This is a genomic window from Salipaludibacillus aurantiacus (assembly GCF_900111295.1).
In the GTDB taxonomy this organism is placed as follows: Bacteria; Bacillota; Bacilli; order Bacillales; family Salisediminibacteriaceae; genus Salipaludibacillus; species Salipaludibacillus aurantiacus.
This window is the reverse complement of sequence record NZ_FOGT01000005.1, coordinates 150,513-167,126: the sequence shown is the minus strand read 5'-3', so window position 1 is coordinate 167,126 and position 16,614 is coordinate 150,513. Positions and strand designations below refer to the sequence as shown.

At 39.7% G+C, this 16,614-nt stretch carries 19 protein-coding genes and 1 riboswitch; of the genes, 3 read left to right on the top strand and 16 right to left on the bottom strand.

The annotated features are described in order from the left end of the window. Positions 1–35: 35 nt before the first annotated feature. The 6 genes from BMW59_RS07905 to BMW59_RS07880 all read right to left on the bottom strand — a co-directional run bounded on the left by BMW59_RS07905 (position 36) and on the right by BMW59_RS07880 (position 5,241). Positions 36–485 carry a MarR family winged helix-turn-helix transcriptional regulator gene (locus BMW59_RS07905; protein WP_093049898.1) on the bottom strand — a complete coding sequence of 150 codons (450 nt, stop codon included), beginning with the start codon at positions 483–485 and terminating at the stop codon, positions 36–38. 344 nt (positions 486–829) lie between these two features. Further along, positions 830–1,999 (bottom strand): beta-aspartyl-peptidase, encoded by a 1,170-nt coding sequence (gene iadA, locus BMW59_RS07900; RefSeq protein ID WP_093049895.1) that lies wholly within the window; start codon positions 1,997–1,999, stop codon positions 830–832. 107 nt (positions 2,000–2,106) lie between these two features. Continuing rightward, on the bottom strand, positions 2,107–2,370 hold the full coding sequence (locus tag BMW59_RS07895) for a hypothetical protein (RefSeq protein ID WP_093049892.1): 264 nt from the start codon (positions 2,368–2,370) through the stop codon (positions 2,107–2,109). A gap of 34 nt (positions 2,371–2,404) precedes the next feature. Then, positions 2,405–2,875, bottom strand: a complete 471-nt coding sequence (locus tag BMW59_RS07890; protein WP_093049889.1) for a thioredoxin family protein — start codon at positions 2,873–2,875, stop codon at positions 2,405–2,407. A gap of 8 nt (positions 2,876–2,883) precedes the next feature. Continuing rightward, on the bottom strand, positions 2,884–3,312 hold the full coding sequence (locus tag BMW59_RS07885; RefSeq protein WP_425441261.1) for a disulfide oxidoreductase: 429 nt from the start codon (positions 3,310–3,312) through the stop codon (positions 2,884–2,886). 135 nt (positions 3,313–3,447) lie between these two features. Then, positions 3,448–5,241: a putative bifunctional diguanylate cyclase/phosphodiesterase gene (locus BMW59_RS07880; protein ID WP_093049886.1), complete on the bottom strand. Its 1,794-nt coding sequence runs from the start codon at positions 5,239–5,241 to the stop codon at positions 3,448–3,450. Between the two features lie 63 nt (positions 5,242–5,304). Continuing rightward, positions 5,305–5,389: riboswitch (cyclic di-GMP riboswitch) on the bottom strand. Between the two features lie 196 nt (positions 5,390–5,585). Here BMW59_RS07880 and BMW59_RS07875 point away from each other — a divergent pair. From BMW59_RS07875 to ald, 3 genes are all read left to right on the top strand, one after another. After that, complete coding sequence (locus tag BMW59_RS07875; protein ID WP_177174237.1) at positions 5,586–5,813, top strand: thioredoxin family protein; 228 nt, start codon at positions 5,586–5,588, stop codon at positions 5,811–5,813. Positions 5,814–5,877: 64 nt separating this feature from the next. Further along, positions 5,878–6,093: a KTSC domain-containing protein gene (locus BMW59_RS21595; protein WP_177174236.1), complete on the top strand. Its 216-nt coding sequence runs from the start codon at positions 5,878–5,880 to the stop codon at positions 6,091–6,093. Positions 6,094–6,220: 127 nt separating this feature from the next. Further along, positions 6,221–7,339: an alanine dehydrogenase gene (gene ald / locus BMW59_RS07865; RefSeq protein ID WP_093049876.1), complete on the top strand. Its 1,119-nt coding sequence runs from the start codon at positions 6,221–6,223 to the stop codon at positions 7,337–7,339. A gap of 116 nt (positions 7,340–7,455) precedes the next feature. Here the strand turns inward: ald and BMW59_RS07860 are convergent, their stop codons facing one another. The 10 genes from BMW59_RS07860 to rpmA form a co-directional block, all read right to left on the bottom strand. After that, positions 7,456–7,815 (bottom strand): YisL family protein, encoded by a 360-nt coding sequence (locus BMW59_RS07860; protein ID WP_093049873.1) that lies wholly within the window; start codon positions 7,813–7,815, stop codon positions 7,456–7,458. Between the two features lie 130 nt (positions 7,816–7,945). Beyond that, positions 7,946–8,698, bottom strand: a complete 753-nt coding sequence (locus BMW59_RS07855) for a response regulator transcription factor (RefSeq protein WP_093049870.1) — start codon at positions 8,696–8,698, stop codon at positions 7,946–7,948. A gap of 22 nt (positions 8,699–8,720) precedes the next feature. Then, entirely contained in the window at positions 8,721–9,374 is a 654-nt protein-coding gene (gene phoU / locus BMW59_RS07850) for a phosphate signaling complex protein PhoU (protein ID WP_177174235.1), read from the bottom strand. 13 nt (positions 9,375–9,387) lie between these two features. After that, positions 9,388–10,167, bottom strand: a complete 780-nt coding sequence (pstB, locus tag BMW59_RS07845; RefSeq protein ID WP_245733015.1) for a phosphate ABC transporter ATP-binding protein PstB — start codon at positions 10,165–10,167, stop codon at positions 9,388–9,390. 67 nt (positions 10,168–10,234) lie between these two features. After that, positions 10,235–11,110, bottom strand: coding sequence for a phosphate ABC transporter permease PstA (gene pstA, locus BMW59_RS07840; protein WP_425441262.1), 876 nt, complete (start codon positions 11,108–11,110; stop codon positions 10,235–10,237). A gap of 9 nt (positions 11,111–11,119) precedes the next feature. Beyond that, a complete protein-coding gene (gene pstC / locus BMW59_RS07835) occupies positions 11,120–12,052 on the bottom strand; it encodes a phosphate ABC transporter permease subunit PstC (protein ID WP_093049858.1) in 933 nt (310 codons plus the stop codon). A 75-nt stretch (positions 12,053–12,127) separates the two neighbouring features. Beyond that, entirely contained in the window at positions 12,128–13,138 is a 1,011-nt protein-coding gene (locus BMW59_RS07830; RefSeq protein WP_093049856.1) for a PstS family phosphate ABC transporter substrate-binding protein, read from the bottom strand. A gap of 414 nt (positions 13,139–13,552) precedes the next feature. Continuing rightward, the gene (locus BMW59_RS07825) at positions 13,553–14,293 is read right to left on the bottom strand and encodes an MBL fold metallo-hydrolase (protein WP_093049853.1); all 741 of its coding nucleotides are present in this window, start codon (positions 14,291–14,293) and stop codon (positions 13,553–13,555) included. A 40-nt stretch (positions 14,294–14,333) separates the two neighbouring features. Continuing rightward, positions 14,334–16,025, bottom strand: coding sequence for a PQQ-binding-like beta-propeller repeat protein (locus BMW59_RS07820; RefSeq protein WP_093049850.1), 1,692 nt, complete (start codon positions 16,023–16,025; stop codon positions 14,334–14,336). Positions 16,026–16,317: 292 nt separating this feature from the next. Beyond that, a complete protein-coding gene (rpmA, locus tag BMW59_RS07815) occupies positions 16,318–16,611 on the bottom strand; it encodes a 50S ribosomal protein L27 (protein WP_093049847.1) in 294 nt (97 codons plus the stop codon). Positions 16,612–16,614: the final 3 nt, after the last annotated feature.

Here is a 16,614-nt window from a genome sequence, read left to right as displayed (position 1 = left end):
AACGGGTCGTCTGATGGAAAATCCGGTCAGGCCTCTCATGGTGTCTCCCCTTTCTGCGTCTTGCCTATAATATGATTAAGTTTATTTAACACATCTCTTATGTTAAGCAAATCTGTTTCTGTCAATTGTGATAAATATTTATTAGTTATCGCACTGCGATTTTCTTCCATCTGGTTTAACAGGGATTTTCCTTCAGGCCCGAGAGTCAAAACCGTATTCCTCCGGTTATTTTTATCAACTTCCCTGATAATTAAATCCATCTGTTCAAGCTTTGCAGCCATCTGGCTGATGGCGCTTGCCGACACATTCATAAAGTAAGCCAGATCCTTTACATGTTTAATATCTTTCCTCCCCACAAGAAAAAGCATCAATTGCTGGTTAGATGATAATTTGTTTTCCAATTCACTTCCAAACTCGTGGTTTAATTTTAAACTGATATCTATGACATGCTTTTCAATTTCATCTACTATTTTTTCGATAGACATAGCACCCCTCCTAAACTATTAAGAGATTTAATTATTAACTTTCTTAACTATAGCGGTCATAAAATACCATGTCAATAAGTTTGAACTGCACCCTAAGCATGCGGAACAGAAGCGGGGCAAGCGTCCACCTGACGGACTGAAAATCACTGCTTTTATTCTTCGTCAGTGTAAACCTCCTGTATCTGTAAAAACGAAACTCCGGACAAATATCGCCAAATATTTGTCCGGAGTTCTTTATGGTTACTATTCTTTTTGTCTCAGTCTCTGCCTTTTAACAGGACAATTAAATAAATAGCCCTACTATCACTTTATGAAATTTCAGGAAAAGTAATAGTTTAAATTAATTATTCAAATGTGCCTTTAACTCTCTGAACAGAATCTTTCATTAACCACTCGCCGCGAGCCAGAACACTGTCTATTGTAAATGTCTTTTTATCAATTAACACAGCATCAGCGTCTTTCCCTTCACTGACAGTCCCCTTATCAGCGAGCTTCAAGATACGTGCCGGATTATCCGTAACAGTTTTTAACACTTGTTCCAAAGGAAGCCCTTCACTCATAAAAGCATCTTTAACTTCGGAAAACAGACTTGACACTCTCCCAATGCCTAGACCAGTGAAATTTCCATGTTTATTAAATTGAGGGAGGCTTCCCTGTCCGTCCGAAGTAAAAGTAATTTGTTCAATTGGTACGCCGGCCTCCAGCATCCTTTTAAGACCTTTGCTGCACTTCAAATCGCTGCCTTTCTCATCATCAAGGCTGCTCGTTGTAAAATCTACATACCCGCCTTTCTTTGCATACTCAATCCCCCGTTCCAGTAATGGCAAGGACCGGTTAATATGAGTTGGCCAAAACTGGGAGATAGGAATATCAGTCGTTTCAATTACTTTTTCTATAAGATCAAGCTGCCCAGGGCCATCACCTACATGTATATTAACGACTCCCCCTTTTCCTGACAGAATACCTCCAATCCTGGCTTCACTGGCAAGGCGGGCAAGCTCTTCGACAGAAGGCTGGGAGGAACGGTGATCAGCAATAGCTATTTCACCTGCTCCAATAATTTCATCAATCAGCATAATGTCATTTTCGAGCGAGCCTGTCAGCGTTTTAATTGGAACATGATAATTACCGCTCTGACAAAAGCAACTGATCCCTTCTTCTTTTAATCCTTTCGCTTTGGCTATCAGGTTGGCCATCGTCCGTGTTGTCCCATCGGTTCCTATGACACCTACCACACTCGTTATGCCGGCTTGGATACAGTCAGAAAGCATTAATTCGGGCGTCCTCGTTTTAAAGCTTCCCTCCCCTCCCCCTCCGGTAATATGTACATGTCCATCTATAAAACCAGGAACCAGATACTTCCCATCCGCCTCCATAATTTCTGTAAAGTCGCTTAAACTTTCAGCGTCTATACTTTCTGCCAGAGCTATGAACTTACTTCCTCCTATTAATACATCCTTTATTCCTAGAGGAGCTGGTGTAAATACATCAGCATTTTTTATAACTGTAAGCACCTGATCCCGCCTTTCCGGATTTTTAAATTACTTCTAAAATATAGCATAAAAAAAGGCCGCTATGGAAAACACGGCGGCCCTGATCATCATATTATTTACGGGATGTTTTATAGAAAAACGATAGCCAGTACGATGGATAATGCTCCGAAAACGCCTAGTTGTACTGTAGCTGTTGTCCTTTTTTTCTTATACGACTTCCAGATATAAATGTAAACACCTAACATAATCAACATAAAAATGATCCCGTCAACCATTGGATGTACAAACGTTAATTGGGTCGTTGCATGCTGGTAAATAGAATAATTAACTAAAATGGCTGCTGTCCATCCAATAAATATACTTAAACCTATCCATTTTAATAGCCTTTCCATTTAACATACCTCCATTATTAAATCAGCCTGCCAGTTAATTTAAAACTACTTGTCTGTAAAATTGTTCGTAAGTTTCTTCCTCATGAAGCCCTGTAATTCTTGCAGTTTCCTCTCCATTCTCAAAGTGAATAACTGTAGGAGTCCCTTCGATATCGTAGTCATTCCATCCTTGCTCAAATTCTAATATATTATACAAGTGCAAATCAATATCAAGCTCTTCCGCTTTAGGTATTAAAATTGGTGAAGCCTGATCACATGCTGGGCATCGTCCGCTGTAAAAATAGACTGTTGCATCTTCGCCTGCTTGAAGTTTTTCCTCAAGTTCCTCAGGCAAAATGATATTCTGATAAAGCGGGTCATCCAGCTGTTCTATCGTTTCACTGCTCAGCCTGTCTTTTCCAAAAGGATTCCCCTCTGATCTTTGCTCATTTTGAAAAGAGGTTATAAAAGTAATCGCTGCAAATAATAAAATTACTATCCCGCCAAAAATAATTAATTTTTTCATGAGATCTGTCACTCCCTAGTATTCTTCACTATCCATACCATAATTAATGAAATTAATAAAAATGCTGTAAAGGCTAAAAAAGGAATAGTGATAAATCCAAAATAATTAATATACTGATAATTACAAGGTATAATGCCGCACGCTTCAGCTGCTCCAGAGAACAATGGGACTTTTTGGAGCAAGTAGTGATAAATGGCTGTTCCCATTCCTATAACAGACAGAGGCAGAGTATAAAAAGCCTGTCTGGCATCCTTTTTAACAACAGCAATACCCAGTGTAATGACAAGCGGATACATAAAGATTCTCTGCACCCAGCACAATTCACACGGTATGAAGTTTTGTACTTCTGAAAAATATAACGAGCCCAGCGTTGAGATAAATGCAATTCCCCACGCTGCCAGCATCGCATATTCTATCTTCTGTTCCGAGGCTTTCAAGTGGATCCCCCTTTTCTGTAAATACCTTCCCGGCTCTTTATATAATGTATCCAAAATAGAAAGGGTTTGTAAAGAGAAACCTATGTAATACAAACTCCGGCTGAGCTGAATGGAGAGTTAAAGTTTAAGAATTTATTAAAGTAATTCCTGACCGCCTGTTTTAATAAAATGAGCAACTTCTTCTGCCTGCAGAGGTTCGCTGTAAAGGTAACCTTGTATTTCATCACATTTTCGCTCATTAAGGAAAGTAACCATAGCCGGTGTTTCTACTCCTTCAGCTGTCACACTTATATTCATGTTGTGAGCCATTTGAATAATAGATGTAACAATTGCCTGATCATTACAGTTTTCACTAACTTCCCTGATAAACGACTGGTCAATTTTTAAAGCATCAACAGGAAAATGCCTTAAGTAACTAAGTGAACTGTAACCTGTACCAAAATCGTCAATAGTAAGCTTTATACCGAGCATTTTTAACTGTTCTAATATATTATAATTTTTTTCCTGGTTAATTAATAAACCGGTCTCAGTAATTTCCAAATCCAAATAATGAGAGCTTAACCCTGTTTTTTTTAATATAGAGGTTACTTTGCCTACGAGGTTCTCTGTTTGAAACTGGAAAGGTGAAATATTTACCCCTATCTTTAAAGAGAATCCATCTTCTGCCCATTTTTTTGTCTGTCTGCAAGCTTCCTCCAATACCCAGTCACCAATTGGAATGATTAACCCTGTTTCTTCAGCGACTGGAATAAATACTGCAGGAGGCACCTCTCCCAGCTTTTCATCATTCCAGCGTAATAGCGCCTCAAGCCCTGTTACTGTTTTTTTTCTTAAACTGAATTGTGGCTGGTAATAAAGCTCAAACGATTTCTTTCGTACTGCTTTTCTTAATCTGTCTTCCAAAATAACCCTTTCCTCATGCTGTGTTTTTAAAGAAGGCTTGTAAAAATACCAGTGTCCCTTTGCTGTTTCCTTAGCATATTGCATGGCCGTTTCCGCCTGCTTTATTAACTCAGCACATGTTAATCCAGTCTGCGGGAATTGGGAAATCCCTGCTGAAGCTGAAATAAACAGTTCATGACTTTTAACCATGAACGGCATAGCAAACCTCGTTAAGAGCTTGTTAGCCAAAATCGCCAGTCTCTTTTGTCCTAACCGTCCACTCGTAATGATTGAAAACTCATCACTTCCATAACGGTAAACGGCAGTACCCTGAGTTTCAAACTTCTTTAATTCTTTTGATATTTCTTCAATCAGTTTATCCCCAGTGGAATGTCCCAGAGTGTCGTTGTAGAATTTAAAACGGTCCATATCTAAAAGTAATACCGCAGCATCTTCTCCGGTTTCTTTGCATAATTGAAGCGTTTTTGAGAGATCTGCTTCAAACTGTTTGCGGTTTTTCATTCCTGTCATAACATCGACTGTCAGAAACTCCTGAATGGCTGCTTCAGCCTCAGTCAATGGCGTAAGGTCCTTGTGGAGAATTAAAATAAAGCCGGAATTGAATGAACTTTGCAAAACTGGTAAAAACACCGTCTCTAAAACAATTTCTTTTCCACTCTTGGTTAGATGTCTGTATGTGCCCATAAATTCTTTTTTCGATGAGATAACTTTCTCCAGAGCATAAATGTCTTCTTGCTCCACATGTGTCATTTTTAATAAATCCCTGAAAGGGATCCCTATTAATTCATGCTGGTCAAAATTCATTTTATTTGAATAATCAGTGCTTACAAAAACTACTTCTCCTGTAAGGTCCGCAACCACTACTATGGTTGTTCTTTCAACAGCTTTTAATAATACGTCAATGAGAGAAGCTGTGAAACAGGGATCAGTTAACCCTTTCTCTCCGAGCGACTCTATCCATTCTGCTGCAGATAACTCTTGAGTCACAGCCTTTACTTTTAATGAATTCCTGCACTGCGCTTTCATTGTCCCCCTCCTTCAGTAATAAGTGAGAAACAGGTTTAAAACACAAAAATAACCGGCCCTAAAAAAGCTAAAGGCCGGTTGCACTAATCGCTCCCACAATCTTAAGTGCCCATATACAGGATTGTGTTCTCAGCAGTCCTCTATTCTCGTGTTAAAAACTCTACTCTTATTTTAATCGGAGCAGGACTTTAGCGGCAAGTTTTTTTATCCTCTGTTTCCCTAGAACGTTTCCAATTTGTTAACAATATTGCCATTGATTGTCCACACATGAAAAAGCGCAAAGCGTCTATTCCATTTTATAATATAGAAAAGGGGAATATTTGAAATAGTAAGAGGTGAGTTCAGTGGAAATAAAAATCTGTATTACCTCCAATATTAACGGCAAAGTATTTGAGAAAAGGGTAACAGAAGTGATTTCAGAATTAGGAATAAAAGCTGACATTTTAACCGTTCATGACCTCCCTCGTTCGCCGGAAAAAGTATTCTACACTCCTGCTCTATTCATCAACGACCGTATGCTATCCAGTGGAAAGGTGCTTTCTAAAGAAGAAATTACACAGTTTTTCATGTAATTTGTTTTTTTTGGCGGCTGAAAGGGTACATTATTTAAAAGTCGGAGATAAAAGGGTGATTAACGTGGAAAAAACAGAATTTAAAGAAGGGTATTTCCGCTCACTCGGCTATGATGAAACACAAAAACAGCTTCATGTCCGTTTTGAAGACGGGAGTTATATTATCTATTATGAAGTGTTCAAATTAGATTACGTTGGACTCATGTCGAGTAATAATATGAAGAAGTTCTTTGAAGACAGAATTAAACCCAGGTTTCCCTGTAAAAAAATGAATGATTGATTTTAAGGCAAAGCCTTTCCAAGGGCTTTGTCTTTTATTTCTGTTTAAAAAAGCTGGAACAAGTTTAGGAAGTTCGTTACAATAGATGTGGATTTCAATCAATGTAAACTAAGAGGAGGGTGTATTTATGAAAATTGGAGTACCCAGAGAAATAAAAAACAACGAAAACCGGGTCGCTTTAACTCCAGCGGGCGTTTTAACTCTGAAGCAGGCGGGCCATGACATTATAGTTGAGAAATCGGCGGGCGTTGGAAGCGGTTTCAATGACGAAGATTATGAAGCTGCAGGCGCCAAAATTTTTGACGAAGCGAGCGATGTCTGGCACAGCTCTGAAATGATTATGAAGGTAAAAGAGCCTTTAGAGGATGAATACCCATATTTTAGAGAAGGACTTATTCTATTTACATACCTGCACCTGGCCGCCGTTCCAAAGCTGGCGAAAGCTCTAACCGAAAAAGGTGTCACCGCTGTCGCATATGAAACGGTTGAAGTTAACCACACTCTTCCTTTGTTGACTCCTATGAGTGAAGTCGCCGGAAGAATGGCTTCTCAAATTGGAGCGCAGTTTCTCGAGAAACCTAAAGGAGGAAGCGGCGTTCTTCTCTCCGGCATTCCGGGAGTTAAACGTGGAAAAGTGACTGTTATTGGAGGCGGAGTGGTAGGAACCAATGCTGCCAAAATTGCTATGGGACTCGGGGCTGACGTAACCATTATGGATTTAAGCCCTGAACGTATGCGTCAGCTTGATGATATTTTCGGTACAGAAATCAATACACTTATGAGCAACCCTCTGAATATTGCCCAGGCAGTGAAAGAATCAGACCTCCTTATCGGAGCTGTTCTCATTCCAGGGGCAAAGGCGCCAAAACTTGTAACAGAAGAGATGATAAAAGAAATGCAGCCTGGGTCAGTTATTGTAGATGTTGCTATTGACCAGGGAGGAATCGTTGAAACGGTAGATAAAATAACAACTCACGATAACCCGACATACACAAAGCACGGTGTCGTGCATTATGCTGTCGCCAATATGCCCGGTGCTGTGCCGCGCACTTCGACCATTGGTTTAACAAACGTCACGATCCCTTATGCTTTGCAAATTGCGAACCGGGGATTACACGAAGCGCTTAAATACAACGCGGCTCTTGTCAAAGGTGTCAATACAGCCAACGGTAAAGTGACTTATGAAGCAGTAGCACGCGATCTTGGCTATGAGTATGTATCTGTTGAGGAAGCTTTGCAGCTATAGCCCCCAAGCTGATTATAGTCCAGAGAGGTTTTGAATTACCCATAAAAAACCTGTTGTGCTCATCACAACAGGTTTTTTTGTATTATGTACGCTCTATGCTCTTTATGTAATAAGCCTTAAATAAAATACCCGAAATATATAACTGCGACAAAAGATACGAAAAATTGAATCCATAAAATAAAAGACGTCCAGGGGGTAAGCTCTTTTTTCGACATGCGTGTTGAGATCATTTCCATTACGTAAATCAGCCAAAAGGCTAAGACGCCCTTAACAATTGATCCCCACCATAAATTCATTGCAATTAAGACGAGTCCTGTACCAAATACAAGGATGTATAAAAACCTTAAAATCATTTGGAGAACTTTTGCAGGTTTTATTAATCCACTCTTTAAAAAAACCAGTACTAAAGCAAAAAGAATGAGTGTGATAAACCAGAATAAATCATGAGAGTGTAAAAACACATCATACTGAAACAATTTTTTCCCTCCTTTAATATACAGGAATATAACTGTTTAGTAGTATATATGAAAACATCACTGGAGGCAAAACACTTCATTAGGATAATAAAAAGCCTGTTCCTGAAACACCTCTTCGGAACAAACTTTTCTAATAACTTAACTTTTTTTCTTTAATCTCTTTCATCATATAGCCTACATTCCTTACAGTCTTAATATAAACAGGATTGCGGCTTTTAGGTTCGATTCTTCTGCGAATACGGCTGATAAACACATCAATAATGCGTTCATCAATTTGATGATCATCCCCTGAAATGATTGTTTTTAAATGCTCCCTTGTAAAAGCTTTTCCTTTGTTTTTTAACAGATAATACACCAGTTCATACTCTTTACGAGTTAATTCCACTGTGTCCCCGTTTTTATACAAAGTAAAATGTACCGGATCTAAACTTAAAGCTCCATTCTCGAGCAATCCTTCTGACTCATGAACCCCTGAAACACTTGGAGTATCACAGCACAGGCTCCCTCTTCTAATGACAGATTTGACCCTTGCTACTACTTCTTTCAGCCTTAGAGGCTTCACTAAATAATCATCTGCTCCCAATTCAAAGCCTAATACTGCCTCCAGTTCATCTGCTTTTTCAGCTATTAGGAGAACTGGCGTCCATATATTCAGAGACTGCCTTAACTCCCTGCATAAATCAAAACCGCTTAACCGGGGGAGACTCATAGCCGTTATTACAGCATCAGGTTTAAGAGAAGTAATTATCTTAACAGCATCTTTCCCGTTATTGGCCACCCATACATCAAAGCCATAAGAGTGAAAAGTTTCCTGCATTTTTAAACGTAGGGTTATATCGTTATCGACTATAAGAATAGTAGGAGCTGGTTTATCCTGACTCATTTAATCACCCTGTTTAATGTGCTTAATTTAAATCGAAACGCCGGCCGTTCACTTCATAAATAATCCATTCCGCTACGTTTGTACAGTAATCTGCTATTCTTTCAATAAAACGTCCAATAAATGCTAATTGCATCATATCTTCAGCTTCATTTCCTGAGGCCGTTTGAATAACTTCTTTAAGAAAATCACCGTAATAGTCGTCAACTTCGTCATCCATAGCTGCAATTTTTTGAGCTCTTAATATATCTGCTCTTTCATAAGCATGAAGCACTTCTTTCATCATTATTGAAGTCATTTCTGCCAGTTTCATTAATTGGTTTTTAAATTGATTCTTTTCCAAACCACCGTCCATTCTAAGAGCAGATTTAGCCATATCCACCGTCAAATCTCCCATTCGCTCGAGGTCGCTCGCAACCTTTAAAGCTGCCATCACTTTTCTTAAGTCTGAGGCCACAGGCTGCTGTTTAGCAATCATTATTGTAGCATTCTCATTAATCTCCAATTCAAGGCGATTTACTTCCTCGTCCCGGTCGATAATCTCTTCCAGGGCAGAATAATCTCTTATGACTATTGCCTTTACAGCCTTATTAAAGCCCTCTTCAACCATTGAACTTAAAAGACCGATATCACCTTTTAAATTTTGAAGTTCAGTTTCATAATTTGTACGGACACCCACGTCTGCTGCCTCCTTATCCGAACCGGCCGGTAATATAGTCTTCGGTTCGTTTATCGTTTGGATTAGAGAAAATTAAGTTTGTATCTTCATATTCAACTACTTCTCCATTTAGGAAGAAAGCTGTTTTATCCGAAATACGTGCCGCTTGCTGCATATTATGAGTCACGATAATAATTGAATAATTTTTTTTCAGGTCCTGAACCAGTTCTTCCACCTTTAAAGTTGACTTAGGATCCAGCGCTGAGGTTGGTTCATCCATTAAAATAACGTCAGGTTCTACAGCTAAACAGCGGGCAATACATAGACGCTGCTGCTGGCCGCCCGATAATCCATAAGCATTCTCGTTTAGCCTGTCCTTTACTTCATCCCAGATAGCCGCCCCCCGTAAGCTTTTCTCCACGATCTGCTTAAGAATTTTTTTATCCCTGATGCCGTGAATTTTAGGGCCGTATGCCACATTATCAAAAATTGATTTTGGAAATGGGTTTGGTTTTTGAAATACCATTCCTACTCTTGTGCGCAATTCTTCTACATAATAGTTTCGATCAAAGATATTCCTTCCGCGGTATTGAACTTCACCCGTCGTGCGAACCTCCGGATTCATTTCTACCATACGGTTTAACGTTTTAATATAAGTTGATTTCCCGCAGCCGGAAGGGCCTATAATCGCTGTGACGGAACGCTCCTGAATTTCCAGATCGATATCTTTAAGAGCATGTGTCTTTCCATACCATAAATTTAATTTTTTAGTATCATACACGGTCGGTTTAGCTTCGGTTTTATTCTCAGCCATCACAGGTTTTTTCTTTTTTAAAAGTGATTGAGCCATTGTGAGTCTCCTTTCATTAGGTCAATAGGTTTTAATAACGGCGGTCAAACTTATTTCTAATTAATATAGCAATCGAATTTAAAGTAAATAAAATGAGAAGTAATACGACAATGGTGGCTGCGGCCAGATAAGCATACTCCTGAACCATTACTGAATCGATCGTCCAGTAGTAAATCTGCATTGGCAGCGCAGTGAACCTGTCAAAAATTCCTGACGGTGCAGGTATAATTAAAGCTGGTATTCCAATCGCCACGAGTGGAGCTGTTTCACCAATTGCCCGGGAAATTGCCAAAATCATTCCAGTGAAAATACCAGGTAAAGCAACAGGCAATACAACATTTTTAATAGTCTGCCATTTGGTAGCTCCCATTCCAAAAGACGCTTCCCTTAAATGTGCAGGCACCGCACGTATGGATTCCTGGGAGGCGACTACTACAATTGGGAGGACCAGCAGGGACATTGTTAATCCGCCTGCTAGTACGATTGAACCTAATCCAAAAAGCCTGACAAAAACGGTTAAACCAAGAAGCCCAAAAACAATGGACGGAACTCCGGCAAGGTTAGAAATATTTGTCTGAATGAATGTTGTAAACTTTGAAGGGCGGGCATACTCTTCAAGGTATATGGCCGTACATACGCCAAGAATCATAGTCACCGGACCTACAATAACCATAAGCCAGACGGTACCGAGAATTGCTCCTCTAATACCAGCAATATCCGGATTTGTAGAAAGAAGGCTTGTTAAAAAGTCAATACTTAACCAACCAATACTGTCTGAGACCACATCATATAGAAGGACAGCTAAAACAATTAAACCAAAAAAGGCTGAGGCTAAAAACAACATTTTACTCAGGCGGTTAAAGAATATACGTTTAGTCATTCTCGACTGAACCGCATCTAGATCCATATATTGCAATTAATACACCTCCCTGAATCTTTTCGTCATATACCTTGCAAACATATTCATGGCAAGTGTAAAAACAAATAATGTCATTGCTACGGCATATAAACTGTAATAGGCCGTTGTTCCGGCCCCGGCATCTCCGCTTGTCACTTCTACAATATAAGCGGTCATCGTCTGCATACTTTGTGTGACATCAAATGTGAGGTTTTTATTGCTGCCGCTTGCAATCGTTACGATCATTGTTTCACCAATTGCCCGGGAGATGCCCAAAACAAAGGAAGCAATAATGCCTGAAATTGCAGCAGGAATCACAACACGAAAGGCGACTTCAAACTTTGTAGCGCCCAGGGCCATTGCTCCTTCACGAATCGAATTAGGCACAGAACTCATCGCGTCTTCTGATAATGAAGCGACAATTGGAATAATCATAATCCCCATAACGATCCCTGGACTTAAAATATTTGTCCGGTCAAGCGCAGGAATAAATTCGCGAAGGAAGGGAGTTACAAACGTAAAGGCAAAAAAACCATATACAATTGTTGGGATTCCTGCTAAAACTTCTACTAAAGGTTTTAAAATTCGCCTCACCTTGTCCGTAGCGTATTCACTTAAATAAACGGCAGTAGTAAGACCGACCGGTACAGCTACGAACATAGCAATTCCGGTAGAAAGCAAGGTCGCTCCCAATAACGGTAATATACTAAACTGTGGATTTGTAGGGTTGAGAGGCCTCATCTCAGACTGTAGAAAGAATTCTCTAAAAGAGACGTTTTGAAAGAACAGAACTGTTTCGAACAATAACGTAACAAGAATTCCTAATGTTGTAAGAACTGAGATGGACGCTGCTAAAAACAGCAAAAAAGGAATCATCTTTTCAAATTTTGCAAGTTTACTATTCTTTCTATTAGTTTCGATCATGTCCTTTACATTCGCTGAATAAGACATTGTTTTGCTCCTTCCTCACATACATACATTCATCAGAGGGAGCCCTCAGGCTCTCTCTGATGATCTACTGGATTACTATTCAATTTCGTCAATTTCTTCAATATAACTGTTTAATTCTTCTTCCGGTAATGGTGCAAATCCAGTTTCTCCGGCTAAGTCGTCAGCCACTTCAAAAATGTATTTAGCAAAATCTTTAACTTCCGGCTTTTCTTTCGCAGCATCAATGCTTAAATTAGTAAAAACCGGCCGTGTAAACGGAGCGTAATCTCCATCCTCAGCAATAGTGTCAAGAGAAGGGGCAACAGGGCCATCACCGAAATCAACGGAAACTACGCCTAATTTGTCATCGTTGTTTATATAGTAACCAAATCCAAAGAACCCAATGGAATTTTCATCATCAGAAACTAATTCTACTAAAGTGGAATAATCCTGCTGCAAATTAATTCCGTCTACAAGGTCCTGCTCATCTAGTAATACCTCAACAAAAAACTCATAAGTGCCGTGGTTTTCATTTGGACCATAGAAGTTAACTTCCTCATCCGGCCAGTCATCACGAACGTCAGACCAGAGAACATTGTCATCGTCTGCATACTTCCCTGAAATGAACAGATCAGTCACTTCCTCCTCTGTCATTTCAGTTGCCCAATCATTGTCAGGGTGGATAACAATAGTCATACCATCTAAAGCTACTTTAAATTCTTGTGTTTCAATTCCATTTTCTTCGAGTCCTTGTAATTCTTCTTCTTTGATTGTACGAGAGGCATTCGATAAATCTGTCTCACCATTAATAAATCTTTGCATACCTGCGCTTGTCCCCGCCCGGCTCACTTCTACACTCACACCTTGCTGCTCGTTAACCATGTATTCTTCTGCAATACGTGATAGAAGCGGATAAACAGTTCCTGATCCATCAATTTGTACTGAGCCTGAAAGCTCTTCTGTTTCCGAATTACCGGCATTATTATTGCCGCCGTTAGACTCGTTATCGTTATTATTCCCGCCTGCTTCACTGCTTTCGTTTCCCCCGCAAGCTGAGGCAACTGCTAATAGACCTGTCAACATCAATGATAATTTTAGTTTTTTCATTTCAACTTCCTCCTCTGTTTCCTCTAATTTATGTAATGATCGTTCGACCACAATTTGAAGTATACTTCTTGATTATTAAGCCAAAATGAATCAAAGGTAAATATTTTGTAAACTGTTTGTAAAGGGCCCCTCACATCCTATTAATGGAAAATCGCTGATAGATTTGTTTTTTCGCCGATTAAATCCTGTTTTCGCTGATTGATTTGATTTTTCGCCGATTGAACCCGATTTTCGCTGATAGAATCCATCTTCCACTGATAATAGTATTATTTTTCGTTCAAAATGAAACATTAGCCGGCTAAAAAAAGCTTTTTATAAGTTTTAATGTGGATTTTAAATCACTATATACCTTTAATAAAGCCTGAAAATAAAAAAAAGACAGAAACCGTGATGGTTTCTGTCCCGGAGACATGCTTATAAATTAAAAATGGCACCTGTTTTTGCTATTTGAATGTCTCCCTTAAATTCTGCCTCCGTTTCCTCAAGCAGCTGATGATGATTTCCAAAGTGTGGCAGGTGACTGAGAAGGACAGACTTGCAACCGGAATTGGAGGCAAGCCTGGCCACTTCGCTGCTAGTCATATGGCCAAATGAAGCTGCATCCTGGCCAGCATAAAAGCTTGTTTCAGCAATTAATAAATCAGCGTCACGGCAGAAGGGACTAAGATTTTCATCGTAAGAAGTATCCGCCGTATAAACTAGTGTTCCAGGGCTCTTCTCTGACCGTATTTTCATGGCATAGCAGGGAGCAGAATGCGCTGTCTGTTGAAATTGGAGAGTGAACGGTCCGACTTCGACCTTACTCCCTCCATTATAGGGCTGTACGTTTGTATAAGGCGGCTTTCCAAGTTTACTATATTCCTTTTTGTCTTTTTCATGAGCAAATATATTAAGCGGCTGATCTGTCTTATTAAGGTTAATATCGACCACCCGGCTGTATGTAAGAACCCCTAAATCAGCTGCATGATCGTGGTGATAATGGCTTAGAATAACGGCGTTTATGTCTTTCAGCGCCTTGTAATTCTGAAGCTTGGAAACAGCACCGCTTCCACAGTCCAGCAGTATATTTGTGTTTCCCTCTTCCAGGAGAAAACAGCTCGTTGCTTCATTTGCCTCAGGATATGCTCCCCAGTAGCCAATGACAGTTATTTTCATATACCTTCCTCCTCCTTTTTACTTTATTTCCACAAGACTGTTACTTAATTTTTACTTGATGTATCTTACCGCTTCTGCTTGCAAATACTATCTTATCATTATAAACAGCTGGCGAAGCTTCAATATTATGGCCAAAGTTTTTGGAGTCCAGCACTTCTCCTGTTAAACCATTAAGTAGGTGAAGATTGCCTCCAAAGTCTGCCTGAATAAGGAAGCCCTCCCCGTTCTCATTATAAATGTCTACAGGCGAACTCCAGGCATAATCATCCGTCTCCCATCTCCATACTTCTTCACCAGTTTCACGGTCAAGAGCAACCATAATTCCTTCGTATACCCCCTGATGACGTGCAATTGTGTAAATAATCAGCCCATCCATACTTTTCTTCCCCAGTACCGGTGTAGCTAACACACCGCCTACCACTCCGGGATAATAATAAGCAAAATAGCTTTTTTGCCATACTACTTCTCCTGTAATTCCGTTAATTTTACGAAGGTATGCATCTCCGTTTTCACCTTGAATATCCACTTCTGTTCCTGTGTAGAGAAACGGCACATCATCAATTATTTCCATAACGATGGTTGAATCTGTATCATCTAATGGAGGAAGCGCCCATATGGGTTTATTATCTGCAAGGTTAACCGCCAGGATCGATCCTCCGTTATCCGCAAAAAACGCCATGTTTTTATACACGGCCACAGAATTTTCAATACCCTGGTAATCATTGTCTTCAATTTCATACCGCATTTTTTGCTCTTCAGGAGATATCGAAATACTCCCTTCACCTTTATCAAAGACTGTATTTAATTTAATGTTGTAAAAAATGCCATTTTCCCCGCCAGTTATGAGAGTATCGGTTTCTCTGTTAATCAATGCCGAACCATCAAAAGCTCCCCATTCACGGTGGGCATACTCATCTCTTCCATCAATATGGTGGAGCAATTCACCATTCAGAAGGCTGAAGATATTAAAGCCGAAATTATCCTCTCCTTTTTTATCATCTGACCGAGGGACGCCGTCCCCTTGGTATAAAAGCGGGTATCCTCTGCTGTCCACAGATACACTGCCTTTAATAGGATTCTGTACTTTGATCGGTTCTCTTGACTGCTTGCCTGATTCAAGATCAAAGAAATAAATATTCCCATCAAGGGAGCCTTGAATTATTTCAACGAAGTTTTCCTTCTCTTTGAATTCTTCTTTTATATTCATTACCTTTCTTATCTCCTCGTCCCATTTAATAATCGCTGGCTGTCCAGTCCAGCCAGCTCCTCCTCCCCACTCTTCATTATGTCCGGTAGTAAATTCCCATTGCTCTTCAAGGACCATTTTTGAGGAGGCACTGATGCTTCCATAAGAAGGACGGTCACGCCAGGGCCCTCCCCTGAATGTCAGTACACCTTCTAATTCAGTATAATTTTCAGGAAACATCACCTCATCTGGTTCTGTAACGACATCACCTTTTTCTAATTGAAATTCAATATGGTCCCGAAAATATTCTTCGATCACAATTGGTTCATACTTATCACTCTGTCCCGCTGATACACGCTCTGATGTATTTTGTTTATCTTCAGTGAAATTATCTCCGCTATGTTCTCTTTCTTCTTTCTCTATCTCTTCTCCCATATTTTTTTGATTTTCTGTTTCCTCTTTAGAAACAGTAAGCTGGTCGACATCATTACAGGCAGAAAGGGATAAAATCACTGCAAATGTAGCTAGCAGCCATAACTTTAACAAAAATATCACCCTTATTGATCAATTTCCCACCAATATATCACATAATATTTGAAAATTTTGTCATAATTTCTGTGTCCTCCCATATGAAGTCAGCCAACCTAAAAAAAGACCCTCAACAATTTAATTGAGGATCGTAATTTAAAGATAACAGCTTTTAATAAGTGAAAAAGCCATGTTGGCAGCATTTCTATTTTTTAACTTTTGTATATGCCATCTGTTACTGTACTGTTTCAGAAGAATTAAAAAAAACTCTAATGATTAGAGACTAATCATCAGAGTTTTTCATAATATATTACGCTTCCTGAACTTCAGGATACACGCTTACCCGCTTGCGGTCACGTCCTACGCGTTCAAATTTCACAACGCCGTCCACTTTCGCAAACAACGTGTCGTCTCCGCCTTTCCCGACGTTAACACCAGGGTAAATACGAGTGCCTCGCTGGCGAACTAGGATTGATCCGCCTGTCACTTCTTGTCCGTCTCCCCGCTTAGTGCCCAAACGCTTGGAAATTGAGTCACGACCGTTTTTAGTACTACCTACACCCTTCTTCTGGGCGAAAAACTGAAGGTCCAAATTTAAGAACATGTC

Excerpts from the sequence above, each read along its gene's own strand:
- BMW59_RS07825 (WP_093049853.1), bottom strand. The coding sequence starts at position 14,293 with ATGAAAATAACTGTCATTGGCTACTGGGGAGCATATCCTGAGGCAAAT.
- rpmA (WP_093049847.1), bottom strand. The coding sequence starts at position 16,611 with ATGTTCTTAAATTTGGACCTTCAGTTTTTCGCCCAGAAGAAGGGTGTA.
- BMW59_RS07855 (WP_093049870.1), bottom strand. The coding sequence starts at position 8,698 with ATGAGTCAGGATAAACCAGCTCCTACTATTCTTATAGTCGATAACGAT.
- BMW59_RS07890 (WP_093049889.1), bottom strand. The coding sequence starts at position 2,875 with ATGAAAAAATTAATTATTTTTGGCGGGATAGTAATTTTATTATTTGCA.
- pstB (WP_245733015.1), bottom strand. The coding sequence starts at position 10,167 with ATGGCTGAGAATAAAACCGAAGCTAAACCGACCGTGTATGATACTAAA.
- BMW59_RS07905 (WP_093049898.1), bottom strand. The coding sequence starts at position 485 with ATGTCTATCGAAAAAATAGTAGATGAAATTGAAAAGCATGTCATAGAT.
- BMW59_RS07830 (WP_093049856.1), bottom strand. The coding sequence starts at position 13,138 with ATGAAAAAACTAAAATTATCATTGATGTTGACAGGTCTATTAGCAGTT.
- BMW59_RS07880 (WP_093049886.1), bottom strand. The coding sequence starts at position 5,241 with ATGAAAGCGCAGTGCAGGAATTCATTAAAAGTAAAGGCTGTGACTCAA.
- pstA (WP_425441262.1), bottom strand. The coding sequence starts at position 11,110 with ATGGATCTAGATGCGGTTCAGTCGAGAATGACTAAACGTATATTCTTT.
- BMW59_RS07895 (WP_093049892.1), bottom strand. The coding sequence starts at position 2,370 with ATGGAAAGGCTATTAAAATGGATAGGTTTAAGTATATTTATTGGATGG.
- ald (WP_093049876.1), top strand. The coding sequence starts at position 6,221 with ATGAAAATTGGAGTACCCAGAGAAATAAAAAACAACGAAAACCGGGTC.
- pstC (WP_093049858.1), bottom strand. The coding sequence starts at position 12,052 with ATGTCTTATTCAGCGAATGTAAAGGACATGATCGAAACTAATAGAAAG.